The sequence below is a fragment of the Actinopolymorpha singaporensis genome, from assembly GCF_900104745.1.
Lineage (GTDB): Bacteria > Actinomycetota > Actinomycetes > Propionibacteriales > Actinopolymorphaceae > Actinopolymorpha > Actinopolymorpha singaporensis.
In genome coordinates, this window is record NZ_LT629732.1 from 5,142,091 (window position 1) to 5,159,202 (window position 17,112).

Annotated in this window: 16 protein-coding genes and 1 riboswitch; of the genes, 4 read left to right on the top strand and 12 right to left on the bottom strand. The window is 71.5% G+C overall.

The features are described from left to right. The first annotated feature begins 37 nt into the window (after positions 1-37). Genes BLU27_RS23075 through BLU27_RS23090 form a run of 4 tightly spaced genes read left to right on the top strand, consistent with a single transcriptional unit; the run spans position 38 to position 3,763 of the window. A complete protein-coding gene (locus BLU27_RS23075) occupies positions 38-1,909 on the top strand; it encodes an alpha/beta hydrolase family protein (RefSeq protein WP_197681538.1) in 1,872 nt (623 codons plus the stop codon). Then, entirely contained in the window at positions 1,906-2,820 is a 915-nt protein-coding gene (locus BLU27_RS23080; protein WP_092655748.1) for an NAD(P)-dependent oxidoreductase, read from the top strand. The genes BLU27_RS23075 and BLU27_RS23080 overlap by 4 nt, the downstream gene beginning before the upstream one ends. A gap of 37 nt (positions 2,821-2,857) precedes the next feature. Then, entirely contained in the window at positions 2,858-3,130 is a 273-nt protein-coding gene (locus BLU27_RS30005) for a hypothetical protein (protein ID WP_197681539.1), read from the top strand. Beyond that, positions 3,131-3,763, top strand: coding sequence for a TetR/AcrR family transcriptional regulator C-terminal domain-containing protein (locus BLU27_RS23090; protein WP_197681540.1), 633 nt, complete (start codon positions 3,131-3,133; stop codon positions 3,761-3,763). On the opposite strand, the gene BLU27_RS23095 is transcribed toward BLU27_RS23090, so the two are convergent. From BLU27_RS23095 to clsA, 12 genes are all read right to left on the bottom strand, one after another. Beyond that, the gene (locus tag BLU27_RS23095) at positions 3,741-4,742 is read right to left on the bottom strand and encodes an LLM class flavin-dependent oxidoreductase (protein WP_092655750.1); all 1,002 of its coding nucleotides are present in this window, start codon (positions 4,740-4,742) and stop codon (positions 3,741-3,743) included. The genes BLU27_RS23090 and BLU27_RS23095 overlap by 23 nt on opposite strands. Positions 4,743-4,815: 73 nt before the next feature. Beyond that, positions 4,816-7,782 carry an aminomethyl-transferring glycine dehydrogenase gene (gene gcvP, locus BLU27_RS23100; RefSeq protein ID WP_092655751.1) on the bottom strand — a complete coding sequence of 989 codons (2,967 nt, stop codon included), beginning with the start codon at positions 7,780-7,782 and terminating at the stop codon, positions 4,816-4,818. Positions 7,783-7,857: 75 nt separating this feature from the next. Beyond that, positions 7,858-7,996, bottom strand: a riboswitch (glycine riboswitch). A gap of 161 nt (positions 7,997-8,157) precedes the next feature. Beyond that, positions 8,158-8,793 (bottom strand): MerR family transcriptional regulator, encoded by a 636-nt coding sequence (locus BLU27_RS23105; protein WP_092655752.1) that lies wholly within the window; start codon positions 8,791-8,793, stop codon positions 8,158-8,160. Between the two features lie 327 nt (positions 8,794-9,120). Continuing rightward, a complete protein-coding gene (locus tag BLU27_RS23110) occupies positions 9,121-9,591 on the bottom strand; it encodes a bifunctional nuclease family protein (protein WP_092655753.1) in 471 nt (156 codons plus the stop codon). Positions 9,592-9,636: 45 nt separating this feature from the next. Next, positions 9,637-10,374, bottom strand: coding sequence for a transcriptional regulator FtsR (gene ftsR, locus BLU27_RS23115; RefSeq protein ID WP_092658118.1), 738 nt, complete (start codon positions 10,372-10,374; stop codon positions 9,637-9,639). Positions 10,375-10,423: 49 nt separating this feature from the next. Further along, positions 10,424-10,987, bottom strand: a complete 564-nt coding sequence (locus BLU27_RS23120) for an FHA domain-containing protein (protein ID WP_092655754.1) — start codon at positions 10,985-10,987, stop codon at positions 10,424-10,426. A 185-nt stretch (positions 10,988-11,172) separates the two neighbouring features. After that, the gene (gene gcvH / locus BLU27_RS23125; RefSeq protein ID WP_092655755.1) at positions 11,173-11,562 is read right to left on the bottom strand and encodes a glycine cleavage system protein GcvH; all 390 of its coding nucleotides are present in this window, start codon (positions 11,560-11,562) and stop codon (positions 11,173-11,175) included. 29 nt (positions 11,563-11,591) lie between these two features. Then, positions 11,592-12,572, bottom strand: coding sequence for a DUF881 domain-containing protein (locus BLU27_RS23130; RefSeq protein ID WP_092655756.1), 981 nt, complete (start codon positions 12,570-12,572; stop codon positions 11,592-11,594). A 7-nt stretch (positions 12,573-12,579) separates the two neighbouring features. Beyond that, positions 12,580-12,912: a small basic family protein gene (locus tag BLU27_RS23135; protein WP_092655757.1), complete on the bottom strand. Its 333-nt coding sequence runs from the start codon at positions 12,910-12,912 to the stop codon at positions 12,580-12,582. Beyond that, on the bottom strand, positions 12,909-13,895 hold the full coding sequence (locus tag BLU27_RS23140; protein WP_092655758.1) for a DUF881 domain-containing protein: 987 nt from the start codon (positions 13,893-13,895) through the stop codon (positions 12,909-12,911). Before BLU27_RS23140 ends, BLU27_RS23135 begins: the two co-directional genes overlap by 4 nt. Positions 13,896-13,931: 36 nt before the next feature. Beyond that, positions 13,932-16,433, bottom strand: a complete 2,502-nt coding sequence (locus BLU27_RS23145; protein WP_092655759.1) for a mannose-1-phosphate guanyltransferase — start codon at positions 16,431-16,433, stop codon at positions 13,932-13,934. Between the two features lie 38 nt (positions 16,434-16,471). Beyond that, on the bottom strand, positions 16,472-17,095 hold the full coding sequence (gene clsA / locus BLU27_RS23150; RefSeq protein ID WP_092655760.1) for a cardiolipin synthase ClsA: 624 nt from the start codon (positions 17,093-17,095) through the stop codon (positions 16,472-16,474). Positions 17,096-17,112: the final 17 nt, after the last annotated feature.

Consider the following 17,112-nt stretch of genomic DNA (forward strand, 5'->3'; position numbering starts at 1 on the left):
CCGGCACGGGCGATCACGGCGCTGTTACCGTCCATGCATGCCCACTGCCGCCCCGCCACCGAACGAGTTCATGCGTTCGCTGCTGCAGATCCCTTCCGTCGCCGCCCGCGACGTGGACACCGAAGGCCGCACGCTGGTCAGCTACGACGTCACCGGCTCGGCCCAGCTGTACGAGGTCGGCGCCGACGGAGAGTGGCGGCAGCTGACCGACCTCGACGGCGTGGCCGCCGGCCGCTACCTGCCCGGCGCCCGCGCGGTCGTCGTTCAGCACGACGCCGGCGGCAACGAACGCGGCCAGCTGTCCCTGGTCGACCTCGACTCCCCCGACGTCGCCGGCGAAGGTCCACTGCCCCCGCTCGTACCCTTCGTCCATGATCCGGCTTTCGTGCACCGGTTGGCGGGGGTCGCGCCCGGACGGGTGCTCTATCTCACCAACCGCCGCAACGGTGTCGACTTCGACCTGGTGAGCCGGGAGATCGCGTCCGGCAAGGAGACCGTGCTCTACGACGGCGGCGGCTACGTCGCCGAGGTCGAGGCGTCCCCCGACGGACGCTGGGTGGCGCTCACCCGGCCGAACGCACCCGCCAACTCGCTGCAGTTGCTGCTGGTCTCCACCGAGGACGGCCGGATCGAGCCGCTCACCCCGTGGGGCGACGACGCCTTCGTGCGCACGCCGTCCTGGCAGCCGGACTCCTCGGCCCTGCTGGTGTCGGGCAACCCGGGCCGGGAGATGACCGCGGTGCTGCGGTACGACCTGGCCGCCCGAACATGGTCGGAGGTCGTGGCCGACCCCGGGCACGACCTGGTGGGCTGGGTCTCCCCCGCCGGCGCGCACGTCCTGGTCGCCAGCAACGACGACGGCGCCGTGTCGCTGGCCCTGCACTCCCTCCCCGACGGCGAACTGGTCCGCGACCTGGACCTGCCGGCTGGTGGCTGCGCCGCTCTGCACCGGCATCCCGATCCGGTGTGGTCGCAGGCGGGCGACGCCGTGGCGGTGACGTACAGCTCTCCGGTAGAACCCCCGTACGCCGTCCGCCTGGACGTCGCCTCCGGCACCTCACGAGCCGTCCGGCCGCCGGACCGGCCCGACCTTCCGGGCGGGTTGGTCGCACCGGAGTCCCACCGCGTGGCCACGCCCGACGGTGAGCAGATCCCGACGTTCGTCTACCGTCCGGCTGACGGCGGCGACGGCTCGGCGGTGCTCGTCATCCACGGCGGGCCGGAGGGCCAGTCGGTGCGGCAGTGGCAGCCGATGGTCGCGGCCCTGGTCGCACAGGGCCATACCGTGCTGGTCCCGAACGTGCGCGGCTCGACCGGCTACGGCAAGCGGTGGTACGCACTGGACGACGTACGCCGGCGGCTGGACTCGGTCGCCGACCTGGCCGCGTTGCACGACTGGCTACCCACGATCGGCGTCGACCCGGACCGTGTCGCGCTCTACGGCGGTTCGTACGGCGGCTACATGGTGCTCGCCGGGCTGGCGTTCCAGCCCGCGCGCTGGGCCGCCGGGGTGGACATCGTGGGGATCGCATCCCTGGTGACGTTCCTGGAGAACACCTCCGACTACCGCCGCGCGCACCGTGAGCGGGAGTACGGCTCGCTGGCGAACGACCGCGACTTCCTGCACGAGGCCAGCCCGCTCACCCAGGTGGACGCGATCCGGGCGCCGCTGTTCGTCATCCACGGCGCGAACGACCCACGGGTGCCGCTGTCGGAGGCCGAGCAGATCGTCGCCGCGCTGCGGGCCCGGAACGTGCCGTGCGAGCTAAGAGTGTACGGCGACGAGGGGCACGGGCTGGCCAAGCGGGCGAACCAGCTGGACGCCTACCCCGCCGCGTGCGCTTTCCTGGCCGAGCAGTTGGCCAAGCGCCCCGGCGGCACGAGTGACCGCGGAGAAGGAGTGGCATGAGCGAGCAGAACGAACGCGTCGGCTTCGTCGGCCTGGGCATCATGGGCGCCGGCATGGCGGGCAACCTGGTGCGCAAGGGCTTCGACGTGGTGGTGTACAACCGCACCGCCGCCAGGACCGAGCCCCTCGTCGCCGACGGCGCGGAGGCCGCCCCCACACCGCGGGAGGTGGCACAACAGTGCGACGTGGTGTTCATCTGCGTGAGCGACACCCCGGACGTCGAGCAGGTGCTTTTCGGCGAGGAGGGCATCGCCGCCGGTGTCCGTGACGGCGCGCTGGTGGTGGACTCCAGCACGGTGAGCCCGGCGGCCACCAGGGAGTGGGCGGGCAGGCTGGCCGAGCGCGGCGTCGGTTTCCTGGACGCGCCGGTGTCCGGCGGCAGCGAGGGTGCCGCGAAGGGCACGTTGTCGATCATGGTCGGCGGCGACGACGCGCATGTCGAACGCGCCCGCCCGTACCTCGAGGCAATGGGGTCCACGGTCACCCATGTGGGTGTCGTCGGCGCCGGCCAGACCTGCAAGCTGGTCAACCAGATCCTCGTCGTCACCTCGATGCTCGGGGTGTCCGAGGCGCTGGTGCTGGCCAAGGCAGGCGGACTGGACCTGGCGAAGACCATCGCCGCGGTCGAGGGCGGTGCCGCCGGGTCCTGGATGCTCGCCAACCGGGGTCCGCAGGTGATCCGCGACGACTGGCGGCCGGGATTCACCATCGACCTGCAGCAGAAGGACCTGCGGCTGGTCCTGGAAGCTGCCGACGAGCTCGGCGTACCCGCCCTCGCGACCAGCACGATCTTCCACCTCTACCGCACCCTGCAGCGGGAGGGCCTCGGTGGCGAGGGCAACCACGCCCTGATCAAGGCGCTCGAACGCCTGGCCGGCGTTCAGGCGCGGCAGGAGGAAAGCGACGGCTAGCGCGGGGTCGACGCGCCCTCAGCAGAACGCTGCCGCGTTGGCCCGCGCCCAGGTCGCGAACGTCGTGCCCGGCCTGCCGGTGACCTCCTCCACGGTCGGGACGACCGCCTGCGGGTGCCGGGCCAGCGTGGCCAGCCCGTCGACCAGCCGTGACGACGCCCGTCCGGCGCTCGGCCGCCGCCCGCGGCTGTCGGTGGACCAGGTGGTGGCCGCGGCCGTCACGCGCGCCGACGCCGACGGCATCCTGGCGATGGCGATGAGCGGGGTCGCCAAGGCACTCGGCGTGGGAACGATGACGCTCTACACGTAGGTGCCGTCCAAGACCGAGCTGGTCGACCTGATGGTCGACGACGTGCTGGCCGGGCTCGTCCTGCCCGCTCCCGGGCAGGACCGCCCGGACGGCTGGCGCGCGCAGCTCGAGCTCTACGCCGTCCGCGTACGGTCGATGTACCGGAGCCATCCGTGGCTCCGGCACGTCTCCACGGTGCGCCCGCCGCTCGGGCCGGGGATGCTCGCCCAGCGGGAGTACGTCCTGTCCACGCTGATGGACACCGGTCTGACTCCCCCGCAGGTGGACGCGGCCGCGACCGCCGTGTCGACGATCGTGCACGCCACCGCGAGCCTGGAGACGGAGAGCGTGCAGCTCGAACGCGCCACCGGCCAGTCACACGACGCCTGGTGGGGCGAGCGGATGGAGTTGTGGGACGAATACTTCGACGTTGAACGGCATCCGTCGATGACCAGGCTGTGGCACAGCGGCGGGTTCGCCCGGAACGCGGCCGAAGCGACGGTGGAGGCCAACGAGTTCGGACTGCACCGCCTGCTGGACGGCATCGCCTGCTGGACGGCATCGCCCGGCTCGTCGAGGACCGGCGCGGAAGCTGACCGGGCTCGCCGCGCGCCAGGGCGGTCAGGAGGAGCTAGGCCGGCCAGGCCTCGGTGACCACGGGATCGGTGAGCCCGACCGATGCCGCCTGGGCCAGCCCCGACAACGCCTGTGCCGGGTCGCCCGCGGGCACGAACACCACGGCGTCGGCACCGGCGTCGTGGAACTCCCGCAGGGCCTTCGCCGCTTCGTCGGGCGTCCCGATCACCGCCAGCTGCTCCACCCACTCCCGGGGCAGCGCCTGCGCCAGCTCGTCCTCCTCCGCGTGGCTGCGGGCGAGCTCGGCCGCCTCCTCGGCGATGCCGAGCGGTCCGAGCTGCACCGAGCAGTCACCGCCGCGCAGGACCCGGGCGATGCTGCGGCGGACCGCCCACTCGCCGTCCTCGTCCAGCCCGAGATAGGCGTAGACGGTGTAGCGGTGCGGGTCGGTGCGACCGGCCTCGGCCCGGCCGGCGTCCACCTGCTCACGTGCCCAGCGAAGATAGGCCGGCGCGGACAGCTCCGACAGGACGGTGCCGTCGGCGACCCGCCCGGACAGCCGCAGCGACCTCTCCGCGCGCACGCCCAGCGAGATCGGCGGCGGTTCGGCGATCGGATACCGCAGACGCACGTCGTCCAGCCGCACGTGCCGGCCGGCCGTCGTCACCGTCTCACCGGCCAGCAGCGCCCGGACCGCCGACACGGTCTCTCCCAGTGCGGCCAGCTGCGACGGTGGCAGCGCGCCGATCTGCTCCATCCAGCTCGCCACGCCGTGACCGAAGCCGGGCAGCACCCTGCCCGGGAAGATCCGCAGCAGGGTGGACAGCTCCAGGGCGGCGGTCGCGGGGTTGCGCATCACCGCCGGAAGAACACCGATCCCGACGGCCAGCCGCTCGGTGGCCGCCAGGGCAGCGGTCGCCGCGGCGATGCCGCCGGCGAAGAAGCAGTCCTCGACCACCCACAGCTCCTGGTAGCCGAGGGCCTCGACCTGGTGGGCGAAGGAGGGCAGGGCCTCCGGCTCGACCGCACACGGAAACATCGCGCCGACGCTCGTCATCCGGTCACTATGGCACAGCCCTCCGACAGGCCGCCGACAACTCGCGCGCGGCCGGGTCGGCTCGAGAGCGTTCCTACTCCGCGAACGCGTCCGGCGGCGGGCAGACGCAGACGAGGTTGCGGTCGCCGTAGGCCTGGTCGATCCGGCGTACCGGAGACCAGTACTTCCGCCGGCGCAGGCTCGGCATCGGATAGGCAGCCTCGTCCCGGGTGTAGGGGTGCTCCCACTCCCCGGCCAGCATCTCCACCGTGTGAGGCGCGTTGACCAGCGGGTTGTCGCCGGCCGGCCACTCCCCTGACGCGACCTTCGCGATCTCCCCCCGGATGGCGATCATCGCCGCGCAGAAGCGGTCCAGTTCCGCGAGGTTCTCCGACTCGGTGGGCTCCACCATGAACGTGCCCGCCACCGGGAAGCTCATCGTCGGCGCGTGGAAGCCGTAGTCGACCAGCCGCTTGGCCACGTCGTCGACGCTGACCCCGGCCTCCTTCGCCAGCGGCCGCAGGTCGATCACGCACTCGTGCGCGACGAGGTTGTGCCGGCCGGTGTAGAGGACGTTGTAGTGCGGGGCCAGCCGGGTGGCTACGTAGTTGGCGGCGAGTACGGCCGACTCGGTGGCCAGGCGCAGCCCCGGCTCGCCCATCATCGCGACGTACGCCCAGGAGATCGGCAGGATTCCGGCCGACCCGAACGGCGCCGCCGACACCGGGCCCACTCCCGTCTCCGGACCGGCCTCGGGCCGCAGCGGGTGGTTGGGAAGGTACGGCGCGAGATGCTCCCGAACCGCCACCGGTCCCACGCCCGGGCCGCCCCCGCCGTGCGGGATGCAGAACGTCTTGTGCAGGTTGAGGTGCGACACGTCGCCGCCGAACTCGCCCAGCCGGGCCAGCCCGAGCAGCGCGTTCAGGTTGGCACCGTCGACGTAGACCTGCCCGCCCGCCTCGTGCACCAGGTCGGCGAGCTCGGTGATGTCCTCCTCGTACACGCCGTGCGTGGACGGGTAGGTGACCATGATGGCGGCCACCCGCTCGCGGTGGGTGTCGAGCTTGGCGCGCAGGTCGGCCAGGTCGACGGTGCCGTCCTCGGTGGCCGCGACGACCACGACGCGCATGCCGGCCAGGACCGCCGAGGCAGCGTTGGTCCCGTGCGCGGACGACGGGATGAGGCACACGTCGCGGTCACCCTCGCCGCGTGAACGGTGGTAGGCCCGGATCGCCAGCAGCCCGGCGAGTTCGCCCTGGGAGCCGGCGGTGGGCTGCAGCGACACCGCGAAGTATCCGGTGACCCGCGCCAGCCAGTCCTCCAGCTGCCGGATCAGCGTGAGATAGCCCTGGGCGTCCTCGATCGGGGCGAACGGATGGATGCCGGCGAACTCGGGCCAGCTGATCGGCTCCATCGCCGCGGTCGGGTTGAGCTTCATGGTGCACGAGCCGAGCGGGATCATTCCCCGGTCGAGGGCGAAGTCGTCGTCGGCGAGCCCGCGCAGGTAGCGCAGCATGGCCGTCTCCGAACGATGCCGCTCGAACACCGGATGGGTGCAGAACGCCGACGTCCGGACCAGGTCGGCGGGCACCGCGTCTGGAGTGCTCGCGTCGAGGTCACCGAGAGCACTGACGTCGTACGAGCCCACGCCGAACGCCGCCCACACCGCGGCGAGGTGGTCGGGCGTGGTCGCCTCGTCGCAGGCCACTCCCACGTGGTCGGCGTCGGCGAGCCGGAGGTTGATGCCCCGCTCCCGGGCAGCGGCGACCACATCGGCGGCCCGGCCCGGCACCCGGGCCAGCACCGTGTCGAAGAACGCGTCGTGGACGACCTCGACGCCACCCGCGCGCAGGCCGGCGGCGAGCACGGCGGCGGACCGGTGGATTCGGGCCGCGATCTCCCGCAGGCCGTCGGCGCCGTGATAGACGGCGTACATCCCGGCGATCACCGCGAGCAGCACCTGCGCCGTGCAGATGTTGCTGGTCGCCTTCTCCCGCCGGATGTGCTGCTCACGGGTCTGCAGGGCCAGCCGGAACGCGGGCCGGCCCGCAGCGTCGACCGACACCCCGACCAGGCGGCCGGGCAGGTTGCGCTCCAGGCCCTTGCGGACGGCCATGTAGCCGGCGTGCGGACCGCCGTACATCATCGGCACGCCGAGGCGCTGCGCGCTGCCGACCGCGACGTCGGCGCCGATCTCGCCCGGCGGGCGGACCACCGCGCAGGCCAGCAGGTCGGCGGCCACCGCCACCTGCGCACCGCGCTCGTGCGCGTCCCCGATCAGGCCGCGGTGGTCCCGCAGTGCACCGCTGACACCGGGGTACTGCAGCAGGACTCCGAAGAACTCCCCGTCCGGCAGTCCGGAGGACAGGTCGGCGACGTCGACGGTGATGCCGAGCGCCTCGGCGCGGGTGGCGAGCACCGCGATTGTCTGCGGCAGGCAGTCCGCGTCGACGACGAAGCGAGGGCTCGTGGACCTGCGGTTGGTACGCCGGAGCAGGGTCATCGCCTCCGCGGCGGCGGTCGCCTCGTCCAGCAGGGACGCACCGGCGACCGGCAGCCCGGTCAGGTCGCCCACCATGGTCTGGAAGTTGACCAGCGCCTCCAGCCGGCCCTGACTGATCTCCGGCTGGTACGGCGTGTACGCGGTGTACCAGGCGGGGTTCTCCAGCACGTTCCGGCGGATGACCGGCGGGGTCACGGTGTCGGCGTAGCCCATGCCGATCATCGACACCATCAGCCTGTTGCGGCCGGCGAGCCGGCGCAGCTCGGCCAGCGCCTGCCCCTCGGTCACCGCCGGGGGCAGGTCGAGCGGGGAGTCCGTGCGGATGCCACCCGGGACAGCGGCGGCGACGAGTTCCTCCAGCGACCCGAACCCGCAGGCCGCCAGCATCTTGGCCCGGTCCTCGGCGTCCGGACCGATGTGCCGTTCGGCGAACACGTCCGCGGAGATGTGCTCACCCAGCCGGGCATGTGCACGCAGGCTCGCGGCGTGAGATGCGGGTGCCGACCGTGGCGTGGGCTCGGGGCCGGGCGCGGATCCGGAGGTGGGGACGGTCGTCATGTGGGGGCTCCCAAGTCGAGGCTGCTCGCCTGGCGGTCCCCCTCTGTCACGTCGCCACCGACGCTTCAGAGTCGCCTCGCCCGCGCGGTCCGTTGGCCTGAGAGGTTCCGGGGAGGGTTGCCCCTTCGGCGCCCGCCGCCCCCGCCGGCCGGTCGCCGACGGAACGGCGACTCATGAGGCGGTGGAGCTGGCAGGACTCTCCCACGCGGGGTAGTCAGCGCCCCCAACGCTACCAGCGGCCGCAGACCCCAGTTCGTACGACTGCTGCGATTCGGGACGACTCACGCGAACCGCCCAGGCTGCGAAGAGCGGACGGGCGGATCGAGGTTGAGCGGAGCTGGAGGTGGGGCCGGAGCTGGGAGTCGGGCGGGCCGGTCAGCCGGTGAGCCGGGCCTGCCGCCGGGCGGACAGCTCGTCGCCGGGGTGGTCGCCGTCCGCGGCACCGTCGAGGCGCTCACCGGGCAGCTGGGCGAGGGATCCCTCGACCTCGCGGGACACCCGGCCGAGCGCGATGCCGAAGACGCCCTGCCCACCCTGGAGCAGGTCGATCACCTCGTCCGGCGAGGTGCACTCGTAGACGCTGGCACCGTCGCTCATCAGCGTGATCTCGGTGAGGTCGCCGGCGCCCCGCTCGCGCAGGTGGGTGACGGCGGTACGGATCTGCTGGAGCGAGACGCCCGCGTCGAGCAGGCGCTTGATGACCTTGAGGAGCAGGATGTCGCGGAAGGAGTACAGCCGCTGGGTGCCCGAACCGGCCGCGGGCCGGATCGTCGGCTCGACCAGGGAGGTACGGGCCCAGTAGTCGAGCTGGCGGTAGGTGATGCCGGCCGCCGCGCACGCGGTGGTCCCGCGGTAGCCGAGATCGTTGCGGGGCGGCTCCGGAACGCCGTCTCCCGGTCCGAACAGCAGGCCCTGCTCACCGGCCGAACGCAGTGCCTCCGCGCGTTCGGGGCCTTCACTCGGAACGGCGCCGGTAGCGCCGCCCCCCGACTGGTCACCCGTGCTCGTCACCGCACGCCTCCACGTCTACGGCGTCGCCTGGCGACACCATCCTGACCCCGCCCATTCCCTGCATGGCCGACGTCTATGGCCACACGACCGGAGTCGCGTGCTTCGGAACCTGTGGATTTCGAGTTACATCAACGAGGTTTGTTCGTCACGGTAGGCCGGGGCCGGTAGGGGGTCAACGCGCGGGGCGGCGTGTCGCACCGAAACCTCAACCTGAGGTCGAGAGCTCGCCCAGGGTGGCGATGGACGCAGGTCCGCGCCGCGATGGGTGCGGACCGGGTCGCGCGCGGACGAGGTCGGTCGGCAGTCGGGTCTGCGGTCGGTCGGCGGTCAACCGGGAGTGTCGAAATCTTCGGGTGTGACCTGGTCCAGGAACTCCCGGAATTTCTGGACCTCGGCCTCCTGTTCGTCCGGGATCGCGATGCCCGCCTCGGCCAGCACCTCGTCGGAGCAGACGATGCGGACACCGAGGCGCAGCGCCAGCGCGATCGAGTCCGACGGCCGGGCACTCACCTCCACGCCGCTGGCGAACGCCAGGATGCCGTAGAACACCCCGTCGCGCAGGTCGGTGATCCTGACCTCGCTCAACTCCTGCCCGATCGCCACGAGGACGTCACGGAACAGGTCATGGGTAAGGGGCCGGGCAGGAACGATGCCCTGTTGGGCGTGGGCGATCGCACTTGCCTCAGCGGGCCCCACCCAGATGGGCAGGAAGCGTTCGCCGTCGACCTCCCGGAGCAGGACTATCGGCTGGTTGGAAGGCATCTCTACCCGGACACCAACGACGTCGAGCTCGCGCACTCGTCCACAGTACCCCGCTCGGCACCCAGAAGGTCAGGTGACGCCCTATCCGTGCAGTCCGGCCTTCACCAACAGGGCGTGCAACTGCACCGACAGCGCGGCGAGCTCGCGGGTGTGTTCCTCCGCCCGTGCTCGTGAGTCGGCCGCACGGTGCCGGACCAGCGGGGCGGTCACCTGCTCGATCAGCCCCACCTGCCGGTCCGCGGCCGTACGGAAGGCACGCAGGTGACGCGGCTCCAGGCCGAAGCCGGCCAGCTCACCCGCGACCTTGGCGATGGCGAGTGCGTCCTCGTCGAAAAGGTCACGGCCAGGCCGGGCGGTGACCAGGCCGTACGACTCGAGCTGCTCGAACAGCTCGGGCTTGATGCCGGCGAGCTCGATGACTTCCTGCCGGTCCCACCGCACGTCCGAACGGCTCGGCCGGAAAGCGGACGGGCGTACGGTGCCCTCGTCGTCGACGATCCTCGGCGCGGGCTGGACACGCCCCTCACCGGAAGGAAGATTCGGCGGTGTCAGGCCGGCGTCCAGTGCGGCAAGGTGTTCCTTGATGACCCGCAGCGGGAGATAGTGGTCGCGCTGCGCCGTCAGCACGAACCGCAGCCGCTCGATGTCGTCGTGGCCGAACTTGCGGTAGCCCGAGGGTGCGCGCTCGGGCTCGACGAGCCCCTCGGCTTCGAGGAACCGAATCTTGGAGATGGTGACGTCCGGGAACTCCGGGCGCAGCCGGGCCAGCACCTCACCGATGGAGAAACTGCCGGATCGCGCCGACGCCGCCCCGCTCACCGCAGGTGCCTCCGCCGTCCGCACTGACCGCGGCGGCGAACACCGGGGTTCACCCTGTCTCCTCCTCGGACCCTCCGTCCACACCCGCCGCGCTGCGCTCACCGGGCGCACCACGGCCGAACCCACGCTGGCTGGCGAAGTAGACGAGGCGGAACTTCCCGATCTGAACTTCGTCGCCGCCGACCAGCATCACCTCGTCGATGCGGTCGCGGTTGACGTAGGTGCCGTTCAGGCTGCCCACGTCGCGTACCGCGAAACCCTGGGGCTGGCGGTGGAACTCCGCGTGCCGGCGGGACACGGTCACGTCGTCGAGGAAGATGTCGCTGTCGGGATGCCGTCCGACGGTCACCACGTCGGAGTCGAGCAGGAACCGGCTTCCTGCGCTCGGACCACGCTGCACGATGAGGAGCGCGCTGTCGAACGGCAGGGCGTCCACAGCGGCCTGTTCGTGCGGACGAAGCTCCGCCTCGGCGCGTTCTTCGGCGCCTTCACCGCTCAACGAGATCGTGGCGGTCTGCTCGACCGGCCGCTCGCCCACCAGCGCCTTACCGCACTGCGAACAGAACCTGCTGCCCTCGGCATTGTCATGCCCGCACTGGGTGCAGAAAGGCATCGACGACCCTCCCGTGGCGGAAATCGGCGCGACTGTTGTTGGACACTTCCACCGCACACACCCTAACCCTTGATCTGGGCTCGAGGGGGGCAGGTCGGACGATAAGCCGACCGGCCCGGTCCGGGCGTGTTCGCCGCCTCCGGTGCCGGGGGTCGCGGGTGCCCCGGTAGTCGGAGATCAGCAGGTCAGGACTGTTCCACCTGCGCCTGGTAGGCGTCGGCGTCGAGCAGGCCGTCGAGTTCGCTCCGGTCGGCCGGGCGGATCTCGATCATCCAGCCGTCTCCGTAGGGGTCTGCGTTGACCAGCTCGGGGCGCTCGTCCAGGGCGTCGTTGCGGGCGACCACCGTGCCCTTGATGGGCGAGAAGAGATCACTCACGCTCTTGGTGGACTCGAGCTCACCGCAGGCAACACCGGCCTCCACGTCGGTGCCGACCTCCGGCAGGCTGACGTAGACGATGTCACCGAGCGCACCCTGGGCGTAGTCGGTGATACCGATGCGGACGGTGCTGTCGGCACCGCCGGGGTCGCGGACCCACTCGTGGTCGCTGGTGTAGCTGAGGTCGTCCGGGAACACGCGCGTCTCCTACTTCCTGCCTCGGTGCGTCATCGAGAGGAGGACCCGGGCGATTTGTCCGGGGCCGGGCGAGCGTAGCGAGGGCTCGCCACCCTGTGCAAGGAACTGACCTGGATGGTCTGTCGCTCCAGGACCGAGGCCAGCCCGCCCTTCTGGCTCACCTCGTCCACGACGCCGCCCGGGATGCGCATCGCAGTGGCGAGAGTACGCGCGTCGCCGATCGCGTCGATGGTGTACGGCGCCGGCAGCAACTTGCCGTCGACGATGATCCCGCCCTGGCCGTCCAGGACGTAACTCGACGCGACCACCCGGACCCGGTCGTTGATCTCGATCGCCTCCGCACCCGCGTCGCGCAGTTCCTCGATCGTGTTGAGCACCAGGGACGCGTTGACGGCCGCCTGGTCGTCGGTGATGGTGAGCCGGATGCCGGGCCCGGTCGCCGGGAGCGTTCCGGCGAGGATGCCGAGCGTCTGGGCGCGGGTCTGCGCCTGCTCAAGGGCGGAGCGGCGGCGGTCGGCGCCGGAGACGAGTTCGGCCTTGGACCGCTGCAGGTCACCGATGTCGGTCTCCAGGCGGCGGGAGCGTTGCTGCAGGCCGTCCATGATCTGGATGAGCTGGGTGCGGTCGGCGTTGGTGAACTCGTCGGTGTTGCGCAGCGCCCGCACCTGGACGGTCGCCGCGAAGCCGAGCGCGGCCAGCAGGACGGCGGCGGCCACCTGCGCACGGGAGGTGTGCGGCCGGAACGCTCCGGCCAGCCGGCGCCAGGCCGCGTTGCGAGGCCGGGCAGGAATCGGCTTCGTGGCGGGGACCCCGGCAGGTGTGGGGTCGTCCGTCCCGGTGGGCTTCGCCCCCGTCGCCTCGTTCCCGGAGGTCGCCGCCTCGGGGGTGTCCGTCCCGGTGGGCTCGGTTCCGGTGGACGTCGTCTCGGGGGCGTCGGCCTCGGGGGCGTCGGCCTCGGGGGCGTCGGTCCCGGTGGGCTCGGTTCCGGGGGTTTCGGGTTCGTCGGCCATCGTCGCCTCAGGCCTTGAAGAGCCGCCGCCGGATGGCCGCCATGTTGGAGAAGATGCGGATGCCGAGAACGACGACCACGCCGGTCGACAGCTGCGCGCCGACTCCCAGCTGGTCACCGAGGTAGACCATGACGGCGGCGACCAGGACGTTGCCGATGAAGGACACCACGAACACGCGGTCGTCGAAGATGCCGTCGATCAGCGCGCGCAGACCGCCGAAAACGGCGTCCAGTGCGGCCACCACCGCGATCGGGAGGTAGGGCTGCAGCGGCAGCGGCACCGACGGTTGGAGCAGGAGCCCCGCGACGATGCCGATGACGAGGCCGATCGTCGCGATCACTGGGCGCCTTCCGTCCGCGCGTACCTGAGCGTGTTACCAGAGTCGGCCGGCAAGCTCAGCTGGTCGGCCGTCTGGGTGTCCAGACGTATATGTTGCACCGCCTTGAGATTGAGCAGCCACTCGCCACCCGGGCTCTCGGTGAACCTCGCCTCCAGCGTGGCCGGGTCGCCGATCGCCTCCACGACGTAGGGGCGGGCCAGCGGACGGTAGTCGACCGTGATCGACTTGTTGGCGCCGCGGATCGCGGTCAGGGTGGTGAGGCGTTCGCCGTTCACCGCGATCGCCTCCGCGCCCGCCGACCACAGGCCGTTGACGGTCTGCTGCAGGTCGATGTCCAGGATCCGTCCCTCGCCGCTGTCGGGCCCGGACACCTTGTCGTCGGGCGCGTCGTCGATCGTAAGCCGCAGTCCGGGACCCCGAACCCTGCCGGTGCCGGCGACCACATCGAGGGCGCCCAGGCGGGAGCTCAGGTTCTTGCCGCTGGTGGTGCTGGCGAGGATGTCGCGCTGCAGGCCGGACACCTCCTCCTGGAGCGAGCCCGCTCTCACGCGCAGCCGGTCGTTGCGCGCGGCCTCGGCGCGGATGCGGACGATCAGGTCTGCCTTCTCCTTCTCCACCTCGGGCGCGAAGTGCCTGGTCTGGACGGCCGCGACCGCCAGCATCAACCCGAACACCGCCAGGACCACCACGGTGGCGCCCATGCCACGCCGCGGGCGGGACCGGCTGGGCCCGCGCCGGGCCGCCGCGGCGGCGTACCCGTCGTCGAGCGCATGCGTCACCAGCTCGCGCATCAGTGACATGGAGTCGTTGCGCCGGAACTCGGGGTAGGAGTCGGTCCACGCGCCGCTCCGGGTGTTGCCCGAGCCGGGGAGGTTACCGGAGACGGCCGAGCCGGCGGAGGTGCCGGCGGTGGTGGAACGGCCACCGCCGGCGGGGGGCTTCGTCCCGTCCGCCGCGCTGGTCACCGACTCCCCTCGAGCCATGCCGGCAATGGTGTCACGGCACGCCCCCAGCGACCTTCACCGGCCTGCACGGGTCACCAGGTCGGCCCAGCGGTGCGCGAGTGTGGTCGCCTGCTCGGTGCTGGTGCTCTCCGCCCAGACCCGGGTCACCGCCTCCGTCGGGTCCGGCAGCACCAGGCCCCAGGACCCGTCCGGCTCCACCACGCGAACGCCGTCGGTGGTGTCCAGCTCCCGGCCGTCCGCCGCCTCCACGGCCGCCCGCATCACCGCGCCCTTGCTCGCCCAGGGAGTGGGCACGGCGAGCTGGACGACGTGTGCCCGCGGGATCCGGGCGTTGATCTCCGACATCCGCAGGCCGGTCCGGGCGATCACGCCCACGAGCCGGACGAACGCCGCGAACCCGTCCACCGCGTTGGAGAACTCCGGCACGATGAAGCCGCCCCGGCCGTCGCCTGCCAGCAGCAGCCCCTCCGTGGCCGAGGCGGTGGCGAGCGCGTCCGGGGCGGTGGTGGTCCAGCGGATCTGGACGCCGTGGAAGGCCGCCACCTGCTCGGCGACCCTGGTCGTGGTCACCGGGAGTGCGACGTTGCGCCCGCGACCGGACTCGGCAGCCACCAGATCGACGAAGACGAGGAGGGCGCGCTCGTCGGAGATCACGTTGCCGGTCTCGTCCACCAGCGAGATGCGTTCGCCGAGCGGGTCGAAGCGGACACCGAACGCCGCCCGGGATGACGACACGAGCTCGGCAAGGTTGGCGACCGCCGCCGTACGCTGCTCGGCGGTCTCGGTGGGCCTGCGGTCGTCCAGCCCGGCGTTGACCAGGAACGCGTCGATGTCCAACCGGCCGAGGAGGTTCGGGAGCAGCTGGCTCGCGGTGCCCCGCCCGGCGTCCACCACCACCTTCAGCCGCGCCTCGGCCACGTTCGAGGTGTCCACGCTACGGAGCAGGTCACGGACGTAGCTCTCGGCGATCCGGGACGGGAAGGTCAGGTCGCCGATCTCGCCGGGGAACGCGCGGCGGAACTCCTGCCGGCCGAGCACCCGCTCCACCTTGCGCTGAGCCATCGCCGAAAGGTCTGCGCCGCGTTCGTCGAGGAAGATCAGGTCGACCGAGTCCGGACGGTTGGGGGTGGTACGGATCAGCAGGCCGCCGCCCACGCTGCTGCGCGCGGTCTCCAGCCTGGCCACGGGGTTCGGGGCCACCTCCAGGTCGCAGACGTTCAGGGCACTGGAGGTGAACGCCGCGATGGCCGCCCGCTTGAGCGCCCGGGCCGACCGCGAGGTGTCCCGGGCGGTGAGCACCGTCGACCCCTTGCGGAGCGTGGTGGCGTACGCGCTGGCGAGGCGTACGACGAGCTCGGGGGTGATCTCGACGTTCACGATCCCGCTCAGCCCGCGGGCACCGAACAGTGCCTGGCGGCCCTGCGACTCCCAGATCACGCTCTGGTTGACGACGGCGCCGGCCTCGATGGTCTTGCTGGGGTAGACCTTGATCTCGGGATGGAGGACGGCCTCCTCCTCGATCACGCAGTCGTCGCCGACCACGGCGCCGTCCTCGATACGGGCACCGCGCATCACGTCGGTGTTCTTGCCGACCACGCAGCCGCGCAGGTTGGTGTGCCCGCCGACGTAGGCGTTGTCGTGCACCACCGCACGGTGCAGGAACGCCCCGCTGCGCACCACCACGTTGTCGCCCACCACGGTGTGGTCGCGGATCTCCGCGCCGCCCTCGACCTTGGCGTACGCGCCGACGAACGTGGGGCCCTTCAGCGTCGCCTCCGGGTCCACGTCGGCGCCCTCCCCCACCCAGACGCCGGCGGACACCTCGAACCCGTCGATGTCGATGTCGAGCTGGCCGTCGAGCGCGTCGTAGTTGGCCTTGAGGTAGCTGCGGTGGGTCCCGACGTCCTCCCAGTAACCGTCGGCGACGTAGCCGTACAGCGGAGCTCCCTTTGCCAGCAGGCGGGGAAAGACGTCGCTGGACCAGTCGACGTTCTCCGCCTCGCCCACGCTGTCGAGGATCTCCGGCTCCATCACGTAGATGCCGGTGTTGACCGTGTCGGAGAACACCTGGCCCCAGGTGGGCTTCTCCAGGAAGCGCTCGACCAGGCCGTCGTCGTTCAGGATCGTGATCCCGAACTCCAGCGGGTCGGGCACCCGCGTCAGGCAGACGGTGGCCAGCGCGCCGGTACGCCGGTGGTGCTCTACGAGGGAGGTCAGGTCGATGTCGGTGAGGGCGTCGCCGGAGATGACGAGGAACGTGTCGTCGGACAACGCCGCGGCGGCGTTCTTGACGCTGCCCGCGGTCCCGAGGGGCTTCTCCTCGGTGGCGTAGGTGAGGTCCATGTCGAGGTCCTCGCCGTCACCGAAGTAGGCCCGCACCATCGAGCCGAGGAAGTGGACGGTGACGACGGTCTCGGTGAGTTCGTGCCGGCGCAGGAGCCGGAGCACGTGCTCCATGATCGGGCGGTTGACCACCGGCAGGAGAGGCTTGGGCATGCTCGTGGTCATCGGGCGCAGGCGGGTGCCCTCGCCACCGGCCATGACGACGGCTCTCACGTGGCTCCTCTCCGCCAGCCCGCACCGCGAGGGTCACCTCAGGTGTGGAGCCGACCTTCTTCTCGTGCGGGTGTTGCCGGCGCAGCGCTCCGGAGAAGCTGGTAGGCCTGGTAGGCGTAGAGAATTCCGGCCCACCAGTACAGGCCGGTACCCCACACCACGAAGGCCCATCCCACGATCTGCGCCAGGGACGCGAACGTGCTGCTGCCCTCGCCCAGGAACAGCAACGGGAAGGCGTACAGCAGGCAGAACGTCGCCGCCTTGCCCAGGAAGTGCACCGGCAGCGGGCCGAAGCCACGTAGCCGAAGGTAGCCGAGCAGGCCGACGAGCAGGACGTCCCGCAACGGAAGCGCGACCGCGAGCCAGACGGGAATCACGTCACGCACGGCGAGGCCGAGGAGCACCGCGAGGATGTAGAGCCGGTCCGCGAACGGGTCGAGCAACTTGCCGAGTGTGCTGGTCTGGTGCAGCCTGCGCGCCAACTGGCCGTCGAGCCAGTCGGTGAAGCCGGAGACCGCCAGCACGATGATCGCCCAGCCGTCGGCACGCGGGCCGAGGACCAGCCACAGGAACAACGGGACACCGGCGAGCCGGGCGAAGCTCAGCAGGTTGGGCAGGGTCAGCACCCCCGCGTCCTTACGCGCGTCGACCGGCTCCGCCACCAACGAATCCCCCTCTG